1 protein-coding gene is annotated in these 1,102 nt (G+C 44.9%); it reads right to left on the reverse strand.

From position 1 onward, the window contains the following. Window positions 1-9 precede the first annotated feature (9 nt). Window positions 10-1,041: an IS630-like element ISSpu23 family transposase gene (locus tag L5M37_RS24025; protein ID WP_014609561.1), complete on the reverse strand. Its 1,032-nt coding sequence runs from the start codon at window positions 1,039-1,041 to the stop codon at window positions 10-12. Window positions 1,042-1,102 lie beyond the last annotated feature (61 nt).

Consider the following 1,102-nt stretch of genomic DNA (forward strand, 5'->3'; position numbering starts at 1 on the left):
TATACCCAATCAACCTGAAGATGCGTGGGTAAAGAGCTGAAAATTATCATTGATCCGCGACGCTAAACTTTCACCAATATCGGGTAATGTTTCTTTGAAAAATTTATCCAGTGCGGACCTGAAATCTCGCTTATTTTTGAAGTACACGCTGTTCCTCGCGTGCTCATTCATGACCTTCCACAGTCTTTCTATCGGATTGAGGTTCGGGCTGTAAGGCGGTAAATAATGCAACTCAATATTGTGCGAAATTGCAGCATTCTTCACTATCGCCGCTCGGTGATAACCAGCACCATCCAAAATAAGATGTAGCTTCTGAGTTTGTGGGTATTTGTCTCTTAATTGCCCGAAAAACTGCACTATGCTTTCGCTGTTTACCCATTCATATTCATTGACCACTGCACTGGCAATATTATTGAGCTCCAACGCGCCAATCAGGTTTAGCCGTGTACGACTGCCGGTGGTTTCTATGGCTTTGTCTTGCCCAGTTCGTATCCAGCCGTGTGAGATTTTGGTTGCCTGAGTCGGATGTACGGCATCCATAAATAAAATGCGCTCATCCTCACCGCAATGCGCTTTGAGTGCCTCATAAGCCTCAACAAAAGCCTGTTGCTTTGCCGTATCAAACTTATGCGGTACGCCTTTGGGCTTCTTGTAGCTAAAGCCGTTTTTGCGAAGCCATTTGTGCATCCCTGCTACCGTATATTGAACGCCATATTGCTCCAATACATAGGCTACGATTTGCTTGTTGTGGTGATAAGTATGCTGAGTTAAATGGGCAATTAATTCTGCGATTTGCTCTGCAGTTAACAGGCTTTGTGAACCGCCATTTTCAGGCTTGAGCTTCTCTGACAAGGTGTAATCGGCAAGGTGATTACGTACAGTGCTTTCATGAATGCGTAATGCTTGAGAAATCATTGCCGGGGTCCAGCCTTCGGATGCAAGCAGTACTGCTTTGATGCGGTCACGAATACGCCCGTCACGCGTTTGAGCATGCTGGGTCTCTAGGACTTGTTTTTGTTCAGGAGTAAGGAGTAGTTTCATAATCGTTAGCTTGATCCTCATTTCACTGAAAATCAAGCATCTTCATTGATCACCGGTATAG

Source organism: Shewanella sp. SM69 (genome assembly GCF_025653985.1).
Lineage (GTDB): Bacteria > Pseudomonadota > Gammaproteobacteria > Enterobacterales > Shewanellaceae > Shewanella > Shewanella oncorhynchi.